Source organism: Bradyrhizobium sp. CCBAU 11361 (genome assembly GCF_028128935.1).
GTDB classification, from domain to species: domain Bacteria; phylum Pseudomonadota; class Alphaproteobacteria; order Rhizobiales; family Xanthobacteraceae; genus Bradyrhizobium; species Bradyrhizobium niftali.
This window is the reverse complement of record NZ_LBJZ01000187.1, coordinates 71,960-86,868: the sequence shown is the minus strand read 5'-3', so window position 1 is coordinate 86,868 and position 14,909 is coordinate 71,960. Positions and strand designations below refer to the sequence as shown.

The window sequence follows — 14,909 nt, the reverse complement described above, 5'->3', positions numbered from 1 at the left end:
AGCGGGGCCGTCGCCCTTCGAGGGCCGCTGAGAAGCGGCCACCTCAGGGTGACGGTGGGAAATTGTCGATTGAGCAGACCGAAGCGAGAGCCGTTGTCTACTTCACCGCCCCAAAGCGGCTGTCGAACGAGTTCGATTGCACCACCGGCGCCGCTCCCATGATCTGCGTCGCTTCACCGGCGCCATCCGACACCGTCGACTTCAGCGCCGGGCGCGTTGCGGCGAGGCGGGTGTCGGGCTTTGGCGGCTCGGCGGGCTTTGCGGCGGCAACAGCCGGCTTCGGCGCGTCCTTCGCTGCGTCCTTGGTCGTGTCGCGGCCGGGCACGAACCGGGTCACCGCGGCTTTCAGACGCGACGCTGCGGTTGGCGGCGTCGTGGACGTGGTAGCCGGGGCTACGGACGCGGTGGCTTGCGGCGGCGGAGGCGTCGTCGCCGTGGTGTCGGCGGTGCCGAGGCCCATCTTGCGGCCAAGGTTCGAGAAGAAGCCGCCACCCTGGGATTTCTCTTGGGATTTTTCCTGTGATTTCTCGACCGGTTGAGCGGCCGCAACGCGGGTGCTGGTCGCGGGTGCGCTGACGGCGACGACCGGCTCTTCCTGCGGCGAGGGCGCGGCCGCGTCGAGATTCGGCTTGGGCGGATTGACGTGGCCGGGGATCGTGCCCGGCGCCTTCGCCATCGCCAGCATCTGCAGCGTGGTGCCTTCGGCGCCCTCCGACAGGCCGGTCGAGCCTTCCGGAATCTTGGCGGCGAAGATCTTGTTCATGCCGCCGTCGATGCCGGTGTTCATGCGTGCCACCGGCGTGCCTTTGGCGACGAGCTTGGCATACTCGGCCTGGTCGCGCGCGTCCTTCTCGCGCACGGCGCTCGCGATCTCCTCGGGGATCACATAGGCCGGGCACTTTGCGGACGCGTCGAACACCGGATCGCGCTTGGCATCGGGCGTCTTCGCCGCGTCGAACACGTACTTCTTCTCGCAGAAATCGACCTTCGGCTCCTGCCGCGTCACCTCGAAATGATCATAGCCCTCTTTGATCATCTTCCAGAACGGCATGTTCGGATTGTTCCGGTGCTTGGCCATGTTCACCGGCGTCATCTTGAACGGATAGGCCTGGAGCTGGAACGCCTTCTGGCCGCCGAAGAAGGACTCGCGGCCGAGCGAATAGATCTCCGCGATCTGCTCGTCGGTCATCGCGTAACAGCCGCGCGAAGAGCAGTCGCCATGCACCATCAGCTGCGAGCCGGAACGGCCCAGAGCCTTGTCGAACGCGTTCGGATAGCCCGTGTTGAACGAGAGGTAATAGGCCGACTGCGGATTCATCTGGCCCGGATTGATCGAGTAGAATCCCTCCGGCGCCTGGCGGTCGCCTTCGCGCACCTTCGGACCCAGATCGCCCGACCAGCGACAGATCGGATAAGTCTTGAGCAGCGCGAACTGGCCGTTGCGGGTCTGCTTCCAGACCTCGAGCTCGGCTTCCTGCTTGAACAGGCGGACCAGGATCGGCGATTGCAGGTCCATGTCCTTCTCGACCATCGCGGCGAGAAGTTTTGGCGGCACCGGCTGGTTGGCCTTGGCGTTGGTCGCGAGCGACACCTGATCGGTGTCGCAGCCGGCCAGCAGAACACTGGCCGTCAGCAGCGCAACCGAAGCCAAGAGCGCGCGAGCAAGCGAACGAGAAATCAAGATGGACCCCACACCGTGCCGGGCAGAGAGCGCGAACCCCAATTCTTTGGAGCATGATCCGACCGGAGATCCGGACCCGTCGTGACGGGCTTTTTCAAACCACGCTCCAGCGCTTATGCCCTGAAGCCATTAATTAAAATTCTAACCTCTGGGTCATGTGGTCGCAACCCGAGCGGGGATCACGAGCCCGTTGGCCCAATGGCATGGTCAACAGAGACTAAATGGACGCGACTTTGGGCCTTACTTGGGCCTTCCGGCCCGATCCAGACAGAGATCGCCGATTTGGGCAGAAAAAGGGTTAATGCGGGGTTACCGGGATTAGTCTGGGGTGGTTTGCCCGGGCGTCAAATTCAGTGTCGTCCTGGCGAAAGCCAGGACCCATAACCCCAGGCAGTGGTTTGGCGAAGATTCGTCGTTCGGTACTCCCAGCGCCCCAAATCGAGAGATTCCGCGGTATGGGTCCTGGCTTTCGCCAGGACGACGGCGGAGGGCGATGGGTCCGACGGGACCAAACCCGCCCGAATCAGCCCAGTTTCCGGCCGATATCGAGGAATTTCTGCCGCCGCTGCTTGCGGATGGCGTCGGCGTCGAGGCCGTGGAGCTCCTCAAACGCCTTGGCGATGGCATCCCCGGTGGTGGCGATCATGGCGGCGGGGTCGCGGTGGGCGCCGCCGACCGGCTCCTTCAGGATGCTGTCGATCACCCCGAAGCGGAGCATGTCCTGGGCGGTGATCTTCATGTTGTTGGCGGCTTCCTGCGCCTTGGTGCCGTCGCGCCAGAGGATGGAGGAGGCGGCCTCCGGCGAGATCACGCTGTAGATCGCGTGCTCCAGCATCAGCACCCGGTTGGCAGTGGTGATCGCGATGGCGCCGCCCGACATGCCTTCGCCGGTGATGATGGCGACGTTCGGCACGCCCAGCGACAGGCACGCGTCGGTCGAGCGCGCGATCGCCTCGGCCTGGCCGCGCTCTTCGGCGCCGATGCCGGGATAGGCGCCGGCGGAATCGGCCAGCGACAGCACCGGCAGGCCGAACCGCTCGGCCATCTCCATCAGCCGCACGCATTTGCGATAGCCCTCGGGCCGCGCCATGCCGAAATTGTGCCGGATGCGGCTCTCGGTGGAATCGCCCTTTTCCTGGCCCATCACGCAGATCGGCTCGCCGCGGAAACGGCCGAAGCCGGCGACCAGGGCCTCGTCCTCGCCGAACTTGCGGTCGCCGGCGAGCGGGGTGAACTCGGTGATCAGGCCCGTGATGAAATCGTTGAAATGCGGCCGCTGCGGATGCCGCGCGACCAGCGTCTTCTGCCACGGCGTCAGGTTCGTATAGAGGTCGGCCAGCGCCTGCCCCGCCTTGTCCTCGATCCGCCCGATCTCGTCACTGATGTCGGTCCCGGAGGCCGCGAGCGTCCGCAGCTCGTCGACCTTGGAGTCGAGCTCGGCGACGGGCTTTTCGAAGTCGAGATAGCTGCGCATCTGGTCTTGCATCAACTCAATATAGGGAGGACGGGGCGAGGCGGCGAAGCGGTTTCAGACCTGCGGAAAGAAGTGTAGCTTCTTCAATGAGTTGGCTTGTGGGCTTCTGGGCCGCCCGCCAAATCAATCGTGAGGCCACGGCTCTTTCCGCGGAGATGTGGCCGAAGTCAAGGCGGTTTCGGCCACCGCTGTCGTCCCGGCGAACGCCGGGACCCATAACCACAGGGAGAATTTGGCGAAGACTCGGAATGATGCGGTCTTTCTGCGGGACTGACACCGGCCCTCACCGATAGATCACGCGGTATGGGTCCCGGCGTCCGCCGGGACGACGACAAGTTATTTCTCCGCCAGCGGGTGCAGGTCGCGCACCAGGCTCTTCAGCCGCTCCTCGACCACATGGGTGTAGATCTGTGTGGTCGAGATGTCGGTGTGGCCGAGCAGGGTCTGCACGATGCGTAAGTCCGCGCCGTTGTGCAGCAGGTGGCTGGCAAAGGCGTGGCGCAGCACGTGCGGGGAGACCAGCCGCGCCTGCAGGCCCGAGGCGATCGCGAGCTCCTTGAGGTCGCGGGCGAAATGCTGCCGGGTCAGGTGCCCGCTCTCGCCGAACGAGGGGAACAGCCATTTCGAGGCGGCGAGGCCGTCTTTCTTCTTCTCCGTCTTCGCGGCTTCGGTCGCGGCGAGATAATCCGCCATCGCCTGCCGCGAGGCCTCGTTGAGCGGCACCAGGCGCTCCTTGTTGCCCTTGCCGCGCACCACGATCATGCGGGCGTCGCGCTTGGCCGCCGTACGCGGCAGCGCCACCAACTCGGAGACGCGCAGGCCGGTGGCGTAGAGCACCTCGAGCAGGCAATAGAGCCGCAAGGCGCGCAGCCGCTTCGAGGGCGATGCCTCCTCCGCCTCGCTCAATTCCTTGGCGCGACGGAGCATGCGGTCGACATCCGCGATCGACAGCACCTTTGGCAGGCCGCGGCCGCGCTTGGGGCCGGACAGGATCGCGGCGGGATCGTCGGTGCGAATGCGCTCGTTCAGGAGGAAGCGGTAGAGATGCCGCATCGCCGACAGGCGGCGCGCGACGCTGGTGGATTTGAAGCCACGCGTGTCGAGATCGGCGAGATAGTCGCGCAGCGTTTGGGTTTCGGCATCCGCAAAATTGTGGCCGACGCGGCCCAGGAACTCGGAGAAGTCCGTGAGATCGCGGCGGTAGGCATCGAGCGTATTGGGGCCGGCGCCCTGTTCCGCCGCGAGCATGTCGAGGAACAGGCCGGTGAGCTTGCTGTCTGAGGGCTTTGCACGCATGCCCTGGAGGCTAGCTCCTATTTCTTGAGAAACTTATCCGGCGGGATCGTCACCGTCATTTCCCGCGGCTTCGGATTGACGAAGTTCGCCAGCGCAAAGACCACGCCATAGACGATGCCGGCGATCACGGCGACGACCGTCAGGAAGCGGAACAGGCTGGGCATCGTGCAAGGTCTCGGTAAAGGTCCAGGCCGGCAAATTAACCAATGAAATCATCCAACATGTTCGCCGTTTCGTGGCAAGAGTCCTCTGGCGAGGCCCCCTTCGGGGTCGTATAGGTGGCCAAAGCAGGCCGCTTTTGGCGGCAGATCGAGCGAGATCCAGAGCGAGATCCAGAGCGAGACCCATGTCCGACGCCGCGTCGCCGATACAAGCTTCGCCTGAGGCCGACATCCTGTCGGCGCTCGGGGCGCGCTCGATCGTGCTCGTCGGCATGATGGGGGTGGGCAAATCCACCATCGGCCGCCGCATGGCGGCCCGGCTCAAGCTGCCCTTCGTCGACGCCGACACCGAGATCGAGGCAGCGGCCGGCATGACCATACCAGAGATCTTCGAGCGCCATGGCGAGGCCCATTTCCGCGACGGCGAGGCGCGGGTGATCGCGCGCCTGCTCGACGGCGGCCCGGTGGTGCTGGCGACCGGCGGCGGCGCCTTCATGCGCGAGGAGACGCGGACCCGGATCGCGGCGAAGGCGGTCTCGATCTGGCTCAAGGCCGACCACGACGTCATCATGCGCCGCGTTCGCCGCCGCGCCGATCGTCCGCTGCTCCAGACCGCCGATCCGGAAGGGACGGTGACGCGCCTGCTCACCGAGCGCGAACCTGTCTACAGCCATGCCGACCTCACCATCGCCTCCCGCGACGTGCCGCACGACAAGATCGTCGAGGAATGCATCGAGACGCTGCGCGCGCATCTTTGCGGTGAGCAGGCGTCCCAGCCACCTGCCGACGTTGCGAGTGCCGTACGATGACCGCGCCCCTGAAACATTCCGACCCCGTCAACGTCGATGTCGCGCTCGGCGACCGCGCCTATGACATCGTCATCGGCCGTGGCGTGCTGGCCTCGCTCGGCGAACGGGTCGCGCGCTTACGGCCCGGCGTGCGCACCGCGATCGTGACGGATCGCACCGTCGCAAAACACTGGCTCGAGCCGACGGAAGCATCGCTCGCGGCCGCCGGCATTCCGACCTCGCGCATCGTGGTCGAGGAAGGCGAGATCTCGAAAACCTATGCCGGCCTCGAAAAGGTCAGCGAAGCCCTGATCGCGGCCAGGATCGAGCGCAACGATCTCGTCATCGCGCTCGGCGGCGGCGTGGTCGGCGATCTCGCCGGCTTTGCCGCCGCGATCCTGCGCCGCGGCGTCGATTTCGTGCAGGTGCCGACCTCGCTCTTGGCACAGGTCGATTCCAGCGTCGGCGGCAAGACCGGCATCAACTCGCCGCAGGGCAAGAATTTGCTCGGCGCCTTCCACCAGCCGGTGCTGGTGATTGCCGACACCGCCGTGCTCGACACGCTGTCGCCGCGGCAATTCCGCGCCGGCTATGCCGAGGTCGCCAAATACGGCGTGCTCGGCGACGAGGCCTTCTTCACCTGGCTGGAAAAGAATCACGCCGACATCTTCAAGGGCGGCTCGGCGCGCGAGCACGCGATCGCGACCTCCTGCCGCGCCAAGGCCGGCGTGGTCTCGCGCGACGAGCGCGAGACCGGCGAGCGCGCGCTGCTCAATCTCGGCCACACTTTCGGCCACGCGCTCGAAGCTGCGACCGGCTTCTCCGACCGCCTGTTCCACGGCGAGGGGGTCGCGATCGGCACGACGCTGGCGGCGCAATTCTCGGCGAAGCTCGGCATGATCCGCGAGGCCGACGCGGCGCGCGTCGAGCGGCATCTCATTGAGGCCGGACTGCCGACCCGCTTGCAGGACATCGCGGGCTTTTCGCAGGAAGGGCTTGCCGATGCCGACGCGCTGATGGCCCTGATGGCGCAGGACAAGAAGGTCAAGCGCGGCAAGCTCACCTTCATCCTGCTCGAGGCTGTGGGGCGCGCCGTGATCGCAAAGGATGTCGAGCCGGCCCCGGTGCGCGACTTCCTGAAAGAGAAGCTCGCTCACAAGGCGTGACGCGCGGCCGAACTTCGTGAAAGCGTTTTCGAGCGAAGTGGGGACCGGTTCGCGCAAGGAAAACGCGTCAAGACAAGAAACTTGAGTGGTTCATGGACTGGCTCGGATTCACCATCGTCGTCCTCTGCCTGCTGGTCTCGGCGTTCTTCGCCGCGAGCGAGACCGCGCTGACCGGCGCCTCGCGCGCCAGCATGCTGCGACTCTCCAAGCAGGGTAATCACGACGCCGACGTGGTCTCGCAGCTGCTCGACATGCGCGAGCGCCTGATCGGCGCGCTGCTGCTCGGCAACAACATCGCCAATATCGGCGCCTCCGCGCTCGCCACCGCCATCTTCACGTCCTGGTTCGGCGATGTCGGCGTGCTCTACGCCACCGGCGTGATGACCGCGCTGGTGGTGATCTTCGCGGAAGTGCTGCCCAAGACCATCGCCATCAACGCGCCCGACCGCATGGCGCTTGCGGTCGCGCGCCCGATGCGGCTGACCATGTATGTGCTGGGGCCGCTGCTCAAGATCGTCGAAGTCATCGTGCGCCTCCTGATGCGCCTGTTCGGCCTCGCCGGCGAGCACCAGGCCATCCTGTCGCCGACCGAGCGCCTGCGCGGCGCGGTCGACCTGTTGCATCACGAGGGCAAGTTCGAGAAGCAGGACCGCGACATGCTCGGCGGCCTGTTGGACCTGCGCGAGCTCCAGGTCTCCGACGTCATGATCCATCGCACCGAGATGATGATGATCAACGCCGACCTGCCGCCGGAGGAGCTGGTGCGCGAGGTGCTGGCGACCGAATACACCCGCATTCCGCTCTGGCGCGAGAAGCCGGAAAACATCATCGGCGTGCTCCACGCCAAGGATCTGCTGCGCGCGATCCGCGCCGCCGAAGGCGACACCTCGCGCATCGACGTCTCCACCATCGCGCTGCCGCCCTGGTTCGTGCCGGAGATGCGCCCGGTCTCCGAGCAGCTCAAGGCGTTCCGCCGGCGCAAGACCCATTTCGCGCTGGTCGTCGACGAGTACGGCGAAGTCGAAGGTCTCGTGACGCTGGAAGACATTCTGGAGGAGATCGTCGGTGACATTTCCGACGAGCACGACGTCGTGGTCGCCGGCGTGCGCGCCCAGCCTGACGGCTCGGTCGTGGTCGACGGCTCGGTGCCGATCCGCGATCTCAATCGCGCCATGGACTGGCATCTGCCCGATGAAGAGGCAACCACGGTCGCGGGCCTCGTCATTCACGAGGCGCGCTCGATCCCCGATCGCGGCCAGAGCTTCACGTTCCACGGCTTCCGTTTCCGCGTCCTGCGCCGCGAACGCAACCGCATCACCGCGCTCCGTATTTCACCGGTGCCGCGCGAGGCGGAGCTGGAGGAGGCAAAGCCGAGGCGGGCCGGGACGTCGTTTTGACGCACGGTGTCATCGTCCGCGCAGGCGGACGATCCAGCACGCCGCGGCTTATCAATTGAATCTCGCCAGCAGTGTTTACTGGATGCCCCGCCGGAGCCTGTCATCGGGCTCGCCGAAGGCGAGACCCGGTGGCGGGGCATGACAGCCGAATTGGCGAGCTAGCTCCCGCCTTCCCCCGGCGCCTGCGCGTGGATCGCGAGCGCGTGCACGCTGCCGGAGAGTTCCGCGGCCAGCGCCGCATTTATCATGCGATGGCGATCGACCCGGCTCTTCCCTTTGAAGGCTTGAGACACAATATAAACGCGAAAGTGCGTCTCGCCGCTCGGCCGATGGCCGGCATGGCCCTCATGCAGGTGTGACTCGTCGACGACCTGCAGGCTTTCCGGCGTGAAAGCTTCCTGCAACTTGTTGCTGATAGTATCGCTCATAGCCATGTGTGTGCCATTCAGGTGCAGAGATCGCACTCCGTTATTTGCCGGGTTCGCAGCTAATTGCAATGTCAAGACTTGAAGGTTTTTGCATTGCGTAGTCAAAGTCAGCCATGCCGATCGATTCATCAAAGTTCTTCGACTCCATTCGCGTCAAGCCGCGGGGCAAGCAGCCCGAGGTGAAGCCGCGCGACACCGCGGTCGCGTGCGAATGGGCCGGGTGCCAGAACAAGGGCGCACACCGCGCGCCGAAGGGGCGTGAGAACCAGCGCGAGTACTGGCATTTCTGTCTGAACCACGTGCGCGAGTACAACCAGAACTACAATTTCTTCTCCGGCATGAATGCCGACGCCGTCGCGCGCTACCAGAAGGATGCGCTGACCGGCCACCGTCCGACCTGGAAGATGGGTGCCAATGGCGGCAAGAAGGGTGCGGAAGCCGAGATCGATATGGCGTCCGATCCGTTCAGTATGTTCAGCGAGATCAACGGCCGCGCCAACTGGCGGAAGGGGCCGGACGCCCAGCCCAAGGCCGAGACGCGCAAGGTGATGAACGCCGAGCGCAAGGCGCTCCAGGTCATGGGCCTCGGTCCCAGTGCCACGCTCGCCGACGTCAAGACCAAGTACAAGGCGCTGGTGAAGCAGCACCACCCCGACGCCAATGGCGGCGACCGCTCCACCGAAGACCGCCTGATCGAGATCATCAAGGCGTATAATTATCTGAAGACGGTCGTGCGGGAGGCCTAGGCGGCGACCTCGGGGAAGGACAGTTCGCAAACCAGTCCTTCCGGCCTCCACTGCCGAGTAACCTTTCCTCGCAAGGTCCGGATGATGCCATCGATCGCGCCGACCCCGAAGCCCCTGCGCGTCGGCGGCTCGTTGACCCGGGGACCGCCGCTCTCCGACCAATGCAGCACGAGGGGCTCTGCATCATTGGCCGCCCAGCGGATCTCCAACGTGCCCGAAGGCGTCGACAGCGACCCGTATTTGGCAGCGTTGGTCGCCAGCTCATGCAGCGCGACCGCGACCGACTGGGCGAGGGTAGGCGGCAGATGGACGTCGTCTCCCGCGATCCTGATCCGCTCGCCGTCCCGGCTTGCGTAGGGCCGCAGTTCCTCTTCGACGATGGTCTTCAGATTCGCGCCGGTCCAGCGCGAGGCCGAGAACAGCCTCTGCACGTTGGCAAGGGCGCTGAGTCGGCCCTGAAACGCGGTCTGGAACTCTTCTGCGGTGTCTGCCTTCGTCAGCCGCAGCATCGCCTGAGCCACTGCGAGCAAATTGTTCGAACGATGGTCGACCTCGGAGGTGAGGAGCATCATCCGCTGCTCGGCCTGCTTGCGGGCCGTGATGTCGACCAGCATGTTCACCGCCCCAACCAATCGGCCGCGTTTGTCGCGCAGCGGCGTCGGGTACGGCATGAAGCAGATCCGGGAACCGTCCGGCCGTTCGGCCACGGCTTCGACATCGCGCACGGGCCGGTTCTGCCTGAGCGCGATGGCCATCGGGCATTCATCGTGGGGGAGCGGCGTGCCGTCAGGCAGGTAGAGCTTCCATGTCACGCACCACATCTCGCCGATCTTTGGCGTGCGTCCGGCAAAATCGACGCAGGCGCGATTGAAGAACGTGATGTGGCCGTCTGCGTCGGTCGTGTAGACCGCGGCGGGCAACGCCTGGAGCAAGTCGCGAAAGCGCCTTTCGGAATCGGCGTCGGCCTCGCTCCGGCTCGTCGCATAGCTGGCGGCGATCTCGCCGATTCTGGCCTCGTCCGAATGTCCTAACAAGTCCAGCATAGCGTTCCTGATCTACCGGGGGCAGATAGGTAAGTCGCCAGGCGCTCGGGCGTTCCTGCATGGCCGCCAGTCCGTCCTCGCAATCACGGCCTCTTGCGACGTGTTGCGCTGGCGCGTTCAGCCAACCAGCCGTGGCCCGGATGGAGCGTCGGCGTCATCCGGGACTTTCTCGCACAGCAATCGGCTTCCCCGGATTACGCTTCGCTCCATCCGGGCCACTGCATCATTCTTTTGGCATCGCCCCGACGTAAGACGAACTCGGCCGGATCAGCCGTCCCGTCCGCTGCTGTTCGCGGGCATGCGCGGTCCAGCCGGCGGCGCGCGCCACCGCGAAGATCGGCGTGAACGCCTGCCTTGGAATCGCCAGCGCATCGAGCAGGATCGCGGTGAAGAACTCCACATTCGTCTCCAGCGGCCGCTCCGGGTTCTTCTTGCGCAGCGCCGCGCGGATATAGGCCTCGACCTCGCCGGCGAAGGGCAGGTCGGCGCCGTTGGAGGCGAGGGCCTCGATCGCGGTCTTCAGCACGTCGGCGCGCGGATCGCGCACGCGATAGACGCGATGACCAAAGCCCATCATGCGCTCGCCGCGCGCCAGCGCCGCGTCGACCCAGGGCTGGATCCGCTCGCGCGAACCGATGGCGTCGAGCATTTCCAGCACCGGCTCCGGCGCGCCGCCATGCAAGGGGCCGGTCAGCGCGCAATAGCCGGCGGTGACGGCCGCGAACAGATCGGCCTGGGTCGAGGCCACCACGCGCGTGGTGAAGGTCGAGGCGTTCATGCCGTGGTCGCAGACGGTGACGAGATAGGCATCGAGCGCCGTGACCTCGCGAGAGGCCGGCGCACGCCCATGCAGCATGCGAAGCGTGTCGGCGGCGTGGCTCGCGCTCGGATCGGGCGCGACCGGCTCGAGCCCCTTGGCGCGCCGCACCAGCGCGCCGGCGATTACCGGAAACGCGCCGACGATGGTCGCCTCATGTTCCAGCCCGTGCTCGGCGCGAAGGCCCGCAACGGCCACGCGAAACCCGTCGACGATCCCCATGCCGTGCGTCGCCGGCAGCAGGTCGGCGAGCCGCGCGAAGGCACGCTCGCGTGCGGCGCCCAGGCTCGCCCGCACATTGGCCTCGCTCAGCGAGGTCTTGCTGGCGCCGTTCCAGAGCCGGGCGGTGACGCCCTCAAAGCTCGACTTGACGGCCAGCCGGCCGACATGCTCGCCGGCGATGATCAGCTCGCCGCGCTCGCCGTCGACATGGCTCAGCACGGTCTCGGCCGCGGGGACGCCGTCCAGCCCGATCTGGCTTTTGGTGAGGTGGATGTTCATGGCCCAAATCTCCTGTTCTACGCAGGACAAAAGTCGGGCCTCTCGACAGATTGATCAATCTTGATTACATAAATCAATATGAATAATTCCGATGAGCTCTATCTCTCCGCCCGGGAGGCCGCCGCCGAGCTCGCGATCTCGCCGGCCACGCTCTACGCCTATGTCAGCCGCGGCCTGATCCGCTCCGAGCCGACGCCGGATTCGCGCAAGAACCGCTACCGCGCCGAGGATGTCCGCGCCCTGAAGGAGCGCCGGGTGCCGTCGCCGGAGCCGCGCGGGCTGCGCAGCTTCGATGCCGACCTGCCGGTCATGGACACGGAGATCTCGACCATCACCGAGGAGGGCGCGATCTATCGCGGCGTCAATTGCGTCGATCTCGCCGAGAACGACACGCTGGAACACACGGCAACGCTGCTCTGGGACGTCTCCGGCGTCGATCCGTTTGCGCCCGATAATCAGCCCGAGATATCCGAGGAGATGCGTACGATCGCAGGGGCAGCGCGGCGGGCGGCGCCGATCGACCGGGCCATCGCCGTGCTGGCGCTGGCCGCGAGCGCCGATCCCCGCGCCTTCACCCGTGCACCCGATGGCCGCGCCATGGTCGGCGCGCGCATCGTCCGCCTGCTGGTTGCAACCATGCTCAATGCGGAAGCCTCGGCCGAGCCGTTGCATCAGCAGGTCGCGCGCGTCTGGGCGGCGGACAACAAGCATGCGCCCGATCTGATCCGCCGCGCGCTGGTTCTGCTCGCCGATCATGAGCTGAACGCCTCGACCTTCACCGCGCGCTGCGCGGCCTCGACCGGCCTCAATCTCTACGACGCTGTCATTGCCGGCCTCGCCGCGCTGAAGGGGCCGAAACATGGCGGCGCCGGCGTGCTGGCTTCGCAGCTGGTGAAAACGCTGGTCGACCGCGACGTCGCTCCCGTGGTGCGCGAACGCGTCGCGCTCGGCGAGCGCTTCGCCGGCTTCGGCCACGGCGTCTACAAGCGCGGCGATCCCCGCGCGCAATCGCTGCTGAATGCGCTCTCGCGCGCCGGCGCGCCGCGCAAATTCACGCGCGAAGTGCCGGAGCGGATTGCGGAGGCGACCGGCGAATTCGTCAACATCGACTATGCGCTCGCCGTCCTCGTGCATGCCCTGCGGCTGCCTGCCGGCAGCGAGCTCGCCCTGTTCGCGATGGCCCGCAACGTCGGCTGGATCGCCCATGCCAGCGAGCAATTGCAGTTCGGCAAGCTGATCAGGCCAAGGGCAAGGTATGTGGGGCCGGCGCCGGGGCGGAGGGCGGGGGGTGGTTAGAACATCTCTGCGCAGTCGTCCCTGCGAACGCAGGGACCCATACCGCGTGATCTATCGATTGCGACCGGCAGGCGTACCGAACGGCCAGTCTTCGCCAAACCACTCCCTGTGGTTATGGGTCCCTGCGTCCGCAGGGACGACACCTGCGGTGTGGCGCCATCAACCCCGCGGCTTCGCCTCGGCGACACCGGCCCCGTTCCGCCGGCGATAGATCCAGACCGCCACGCCCAGCACGATCGCCACGGCCGCCACGGTCAAAATCCAGATGTGCTTGCCGACATGCCCGTGATGATGCAGCCCGGCATATTCGTGCAGGGCCGACACGGCCAGCACGCCCGGCAGCACATGCGCGGGGGCCCAGACCAGGATTGCCGGGATGTTGATCGCGTAGAAGCGGGCAGGGGGCATCCCGAGCGCGCCGGCCGTAACCGGGACAAACGCGCGGATCGGCGGCACGAAACGGGCGAAGAACACGGCCCAGGTGCCGAAGCGGTGGAAGAAGCTCTCGCTCTCCTCGACCACGCGCGGATAATTGGTCAGCGGCCAGGTGTTGAGGATCTCGCGCTGCTGCCGGTGCCCGATCCAGTAGGCCGAGCCGTCACCCAGCACGGCCCCGGTCGCTGCCGCCAGCAGCACCCAGCCGAGCTTCAGCTCGCCGCCCGGGACCAGGGCGCTGAGCGCCAGGATGATGGTCGAGCCCGGGACCACCGATCCCACCACCGGAACGGCTTCCAGAAGCGCCGCCAGGAACAGGGTCAGATAAGCCAGCCACGCATGGGCCGAAACGAACAAGATGAAGGGATCGAGGAATGACGTCACGTCGGCTTTCGTGTTGGGCGGGGCCAGGCGGGTTCAGACCCTACATAAGTAAGGTGAGGCGGCAAAAAGTGCCATTCGCGTGGGCAGGCCAGCTGACCCGCCTGAAATTCGAGCGGGATTCGCAGGGCAGCCTTCCAAAAATCGCGCTCCTTGCCTATCTAAATGAAAAGACAATGGAACTTTGATTGCGGGGCGGGCTTCTGCCCGCACGTTGTCTCTGATAGGTTCGCAAACGCACCCAGCCGCAGCCACCGTGCAATAACTGGTCTCGGGATCGCCCGGGACCTCGGAGGATTGATGACGACCGCCGCTCTGTCCAAAGTTGAGGAAGTTTCCGGTTTGCCCGACATGAAGGTGTCGGTGCGCCAGGTGTTCGGGATCGACAGCGATCTCGAAGTGCCGGCCTATTCCGAAGTCGATCCTCACGTGCCCGAAGTCGATTCCGACTACCGCTTCGACCGCGCCACCACGCTCGCCATTCTCGCCGGCTTCGCCCGCAATCGCCGCGTGATGGTGACCGGCTATCACGGTACCGGCAAATCCACCCATATCGAGCAGGTCGCCGCCCGCCTGAACTGGCCGTGCGTGCGCGTCAACCTCGACAGCCATATCAGCCGTATCGACCTCGTCGGCAAGGACTCGATCGTGGTCCGCGACGGCAAGCAGGTCACCGAATTCCGCGACGGCATCCTGCCCTGGGCGCTTCAGCACAACGTCGCGCTGGTGTTCGACGAATACGACGCCGGTCGCCCGGACGTGATGTTCGTGATCCAGCGCGTGCTGGAGGTCTCCGGCCGCCTGACGCTGCTGGACCAGAACAAGGTGATCAAGCCGCATCCGTCCTTCCGCCTGTTCGCGACCGCCAACACGGTCGGCCTCGGCGACACCTCGGGCCTCTATCACGGCACCCAGCAGATCAACCAGGGCCAGATGGACCGCTGGTCGATCGTCACCACGCTGAACTATCTCAGCCATGACGAGGAAGTGGAGATCGTGCTCGCGAAGGCCAAGCATTATCGCACCCAGGAAGGCCGCGACATCGTCAACAAGATGGTGCGCCTTGCCGATCTCACCCGCAACGCCTTCGCCAATGGCGATTTGTCGACGGTGATGAGCCCGCGCACGGTGATCACCTGGGCGGAGAACGCCGACATCTTCGGCGATATCGGTTTCGCCTTCCGCGTCACCTTCCTCAACAAGTGCGACGAGCTCGAGCGTCCCCTGGTGGCCGAGTTCTACCAGCGCTGCTTCAACGCGGAGCTGCCGGAATCGGCGGTCAACGTGGCGCTCAGCTAG

The 14,909-nt window shown here is 65.8% G+C and carries 14 protein-coding genes; 6 read left to right on the top strand and 8 right to left on the bottom strand.

Features of this window, described 5'->3' with window-relative positions:
• Nucleotides 1–97: 97 nt before the first annotated feature.
• The 4 genes from XI08_RS27925 to XI08_RS27910 form a co-directional block, all read right to left on the bottom strand.
• On the bottom strand, nucleotides 98–1,681 hold the full coding sequence (locus tag XI08_RS27925; RefSeq protein ID WP_271576834.1) for a L,D-transpeptidase family protein: 1,584 nt from the start codon (nucleotides 1,679–1,681) through the stop codon (nucleotides 98–100).
• Between the two features lie 523 nt (nucleotides 1,682–2,204).
• Nucleotides 2,205–3,167: an acetyl-CoA carboxylase carboxyltransferase subunit alpha gene (locus tag XI08_RS27920; protein WP_271576833.1), complete on the bottom strand. Its 963-nt coding sequence runs from the start codon at nucleotides 3,165–3,167 to the stop codon at nucleotides 2,205–2,207.
• A 324-nt stretch (nucleotides 3,168–3,491) separates the two neighbouring features.
• Nucleotides 3,492–4,451, bottom strand: a complete 960-nt coding sequence (gene xerD / locus XI08_RS27915; RefSeq protein WP_271576832.1) for a site-specific tyrosine recombinase XerD — start codon at nucleotides 4,449–4,451, stop codon at nucleotides 3,492–3,494.
• Between the two features lie 17 nt (nucleotides 4,452–4,468).
• Nucleotides 4,469–4,615 (bottom strand): hypothetical protein, encoded by a 147-nt coding sequence (locus tag XI08_RS27910; protein ID WP_035669499.1) that lies wholly within the window; start codon nucleotides 4,613–4,615, stop codon nucleotides 4,469–4,471.
• Nucleotides 4,616–4,797: 182 nt separating this feature from the next.
• Here XI08_RS27910 and XI08_RS27905 point away from each other — a divergent pair, with 182 nt between their 5' ends.
• From XI08_RS27905 to XI08_RS27895, 3 genes are all read left to right on the top strand, one after another.
• Nucleotides 4,798–5,421 carry a shikimate kinase gene (locus XI08_RS27905; protein ID WP_271576831.1) on the top strand — a complete coding sequence of 208 codons (624 nt, stop codon included), beginning with the start codon at nucleotides 4,798–4,800 and terminating at the stop codon, nucleotides 5,419–5,421.
• On the top strand, nucleotides 5,418–6,566 hold the full coding sequence (gene aroB / locus XI08_RS27900; protein WP_271576830.1) for a 3-dehydroquinate synthase: 1,149 nt from the start codon (nucleotides 5,418–5,420) through the stop codon (nucleotides 6,564–6,566). Before XI08_RS27905 ends, aroB begins: the two co-directional genes overlap by 4 nt.
• 92 nt (nucleotides 6,567–6,658) lie before the next feature.
• Nucleotides 6,659–7,963: an HlyC/CorC family transporter gene (locus XI08_RS27895; RefSeq protein ID WP_027545242.1), complete on the top strand. Its 1,305-nt coding sequence runs from the start codon at nucleotides 6,659–6,661 to the stop codon at nucleotides 7,961–7,963.
• A 158-nt stretch (nucleotides 7,964–8,121) separates the two neighbouring features.
• Here XI08_RS27895 and XI08_RS27890 read toward each other — a convergent pair whose 3' ends face one another.
• Nucleotides 8,122–8,397, bottom strand: coding sequence for a BolA family protein (locus tag XI08_RS27890; RefSeq protein WP_027545241.1), 276 nt, complete (start codon nucleotides 8,395–8,397; stop codon nucleotides 8,122–8,124).
• A gap of 107 nt (nucleotides 8,398–8,504) precedes the next feature.
• On the opposite strand from XI08_RS27890, the gene XI08_RS27885 reads away from it, so the two are divergent.
• Nucleotides 8,505–9,137, top strand: a complete 633-nt coding sequence (locus tag XI08_RS27885; RefSeq protein ID WP_135174899.1) for a J domain-containing protein — start codon at nucleotides 8,505–8,507, stop codon at nucleotides 9,135–9,137.
• Here XI08_RS27885 and XI08_RS27880 read toward each other — a convergent pair.
• Both XI08_RS27880 and XI08_RS27875 read right to left on the bottom strand, forming a co-directional pair.
• Entirely contained in the window at nucleotides 9,134–10,180 is a 1,047-nt protein-coding gene (locus tag XI08_RS27880; protein WP_271576829.1) for a sensor histidine kinase, read from the bottom strand. The two genes, XI08_RS27885 and XI08_RS27880, sit on opposite strands and share 4 nt — an antisense overlap.
• Before the next feature lie 223 nt (nucleotides 10,181–10,403).
• Nucleotides 10,404–11,498, bottom strand: coding sequence for a citrate synthase/methylcitrate synthase (locus XI08_RS27875; RefSeq protein WP_271576828.1), 1,095 nt, complete (start codon nucleotides 11,496–11,498; stop codon nucleotides 10,404–10,406).
• 78 nt (nucleotides 11,499–11,576) lie between these two features.
• Between XI08_RS27875 and XI08_RS27870 the strand changes: the two genes are divergently transcribed.
• Nucleotides 11,577–12,794: a citrate synthase family protein gene (locus tag XI08_RS27870; protein WP_271576827.1), complete on the top strand. Its 1,218-nt coding sequence runs from the start codon at nucleotides 11,577–11,579 to the stop codon at nucleotides 12,792–12,794.
• 159 nt (nucleotides 12,795–12,953) lie between these two features.
• Here the strand turns inward: XI08_RS27870 and XI08_RS27865 are convergent, their stop codons facing one another.
• Nucleotides 12,954–13,613, bottom strand: coding sequence for a DedA family protein (locus XI08_RS27865; protein WP_271576826.1), 660 nt, complete (start codon nucleotides 13,611–13,613; stop codon nucleotides 12,954–12,956).
• 297 nt (nucleotides 13,614–13,910) lie between these two features.
• On the opposite strand from XI08_RS27865, the gene cobS reads away from it, so the two are divergent.
• Nucleotides 13,911–14,909: a cobaltochelatase subunit CobS gene (gene cobS / locus XI08_RS27860; RefSeq protein ID WP_008144548.1), complete on the top strand. Its 999-nt coding sequence runs from the start codon at nucleotides 13,911–13,913 to the stop codon at nucleotides 14,907–14,909.

Excerpts from the sequence above, each read along its gene's own strand:
- XI08_RS27920 (WP_271576833.1), bottom strand. The coding sequence starts at position 3,167 with ATGCAAGACCAGATGCGCAGCTATCTCGACTTCGAAAAGCCCGTCGCC.
- xerD (WP_271576832.1), bottom strand. The coding sequence starts at position 4,451 with ATGCGTGCAAAGCCCTCAGACAGCAAGCTCACCGGCCTGTTCCTCGAC.
- XI08_RS27910 (WP_035669499.1), bottom strand. The coding sequence starts at position 4,615 with ATGCCCAGCCTGTTCCGCTTCCTGACGGTCGTCGCCGTGATCGCCGGC.
- XI08_RS27905 (WP_271576831.1), top strand. The coding sequence starts at position 4,798 with ATGTCCGACGCCGCGTCGCCGATACAAGCTTCGCCTGAGGCCGACATC.
- aroB (WP_271576830.1), top strand. The coding sequence starts at position 5,418 with ATGACCGCGCCCCTGAAACATTCCGACCCCGTCAACGTCGATGTCGCG.
- XI08_RS27895 (WP_027545242.1), top strand. The coding sequence starts at position 6,659 with ATGGACTGGCTCGGATTCACCATCGTCGTCCTCTGCCTGCTGGTCTCG.
- XI08_RS27890 (WP_027545241.1), bottom strand. The coding sequence starts at position 8,397 with ATGGCTATGAGCGATACTATCAGCAACAAGTTGCAGGAAGCTTTCACG.
- XI08_RS27885 (WP_135174899.1), top strand. The coding sequence starts at position 8,505 with ATGCCGATCGATTCATCAAAGTTCTTCGACTCCATTCGCGTCAAGCCG.
- XI08_RS27880 (WP_271576829.1), bottom strand. The coding sequence starts at position 10,180 with ATGCTGGACTTGTTAGGACATTCGGACGAGGCCAGAATCGGCGAGATC.
- XI08_RS27875 (WP_271576828.1), bottom strand. The coding sequence starts at position 11,498 with ATGAACATCCACCTCACCAAAAGCCAGATCGGGCTGGACGGCGTCCCC.
- XI08_RS27870 (WP_271576827.1), top strand. The coding sequence starts at position 11,577 with ATGAATAATTCCGATGAGCTCTATCTCTCCGCCCGGGAGGCCGCCGCC.
- cobS (WP_008144548.1), top strand. The coding sequence starts at position 13,911 with ATGACGACCGCCGCTCTGTCCAAAGTTGAGGAAGTTTCCGGTTTGCCC.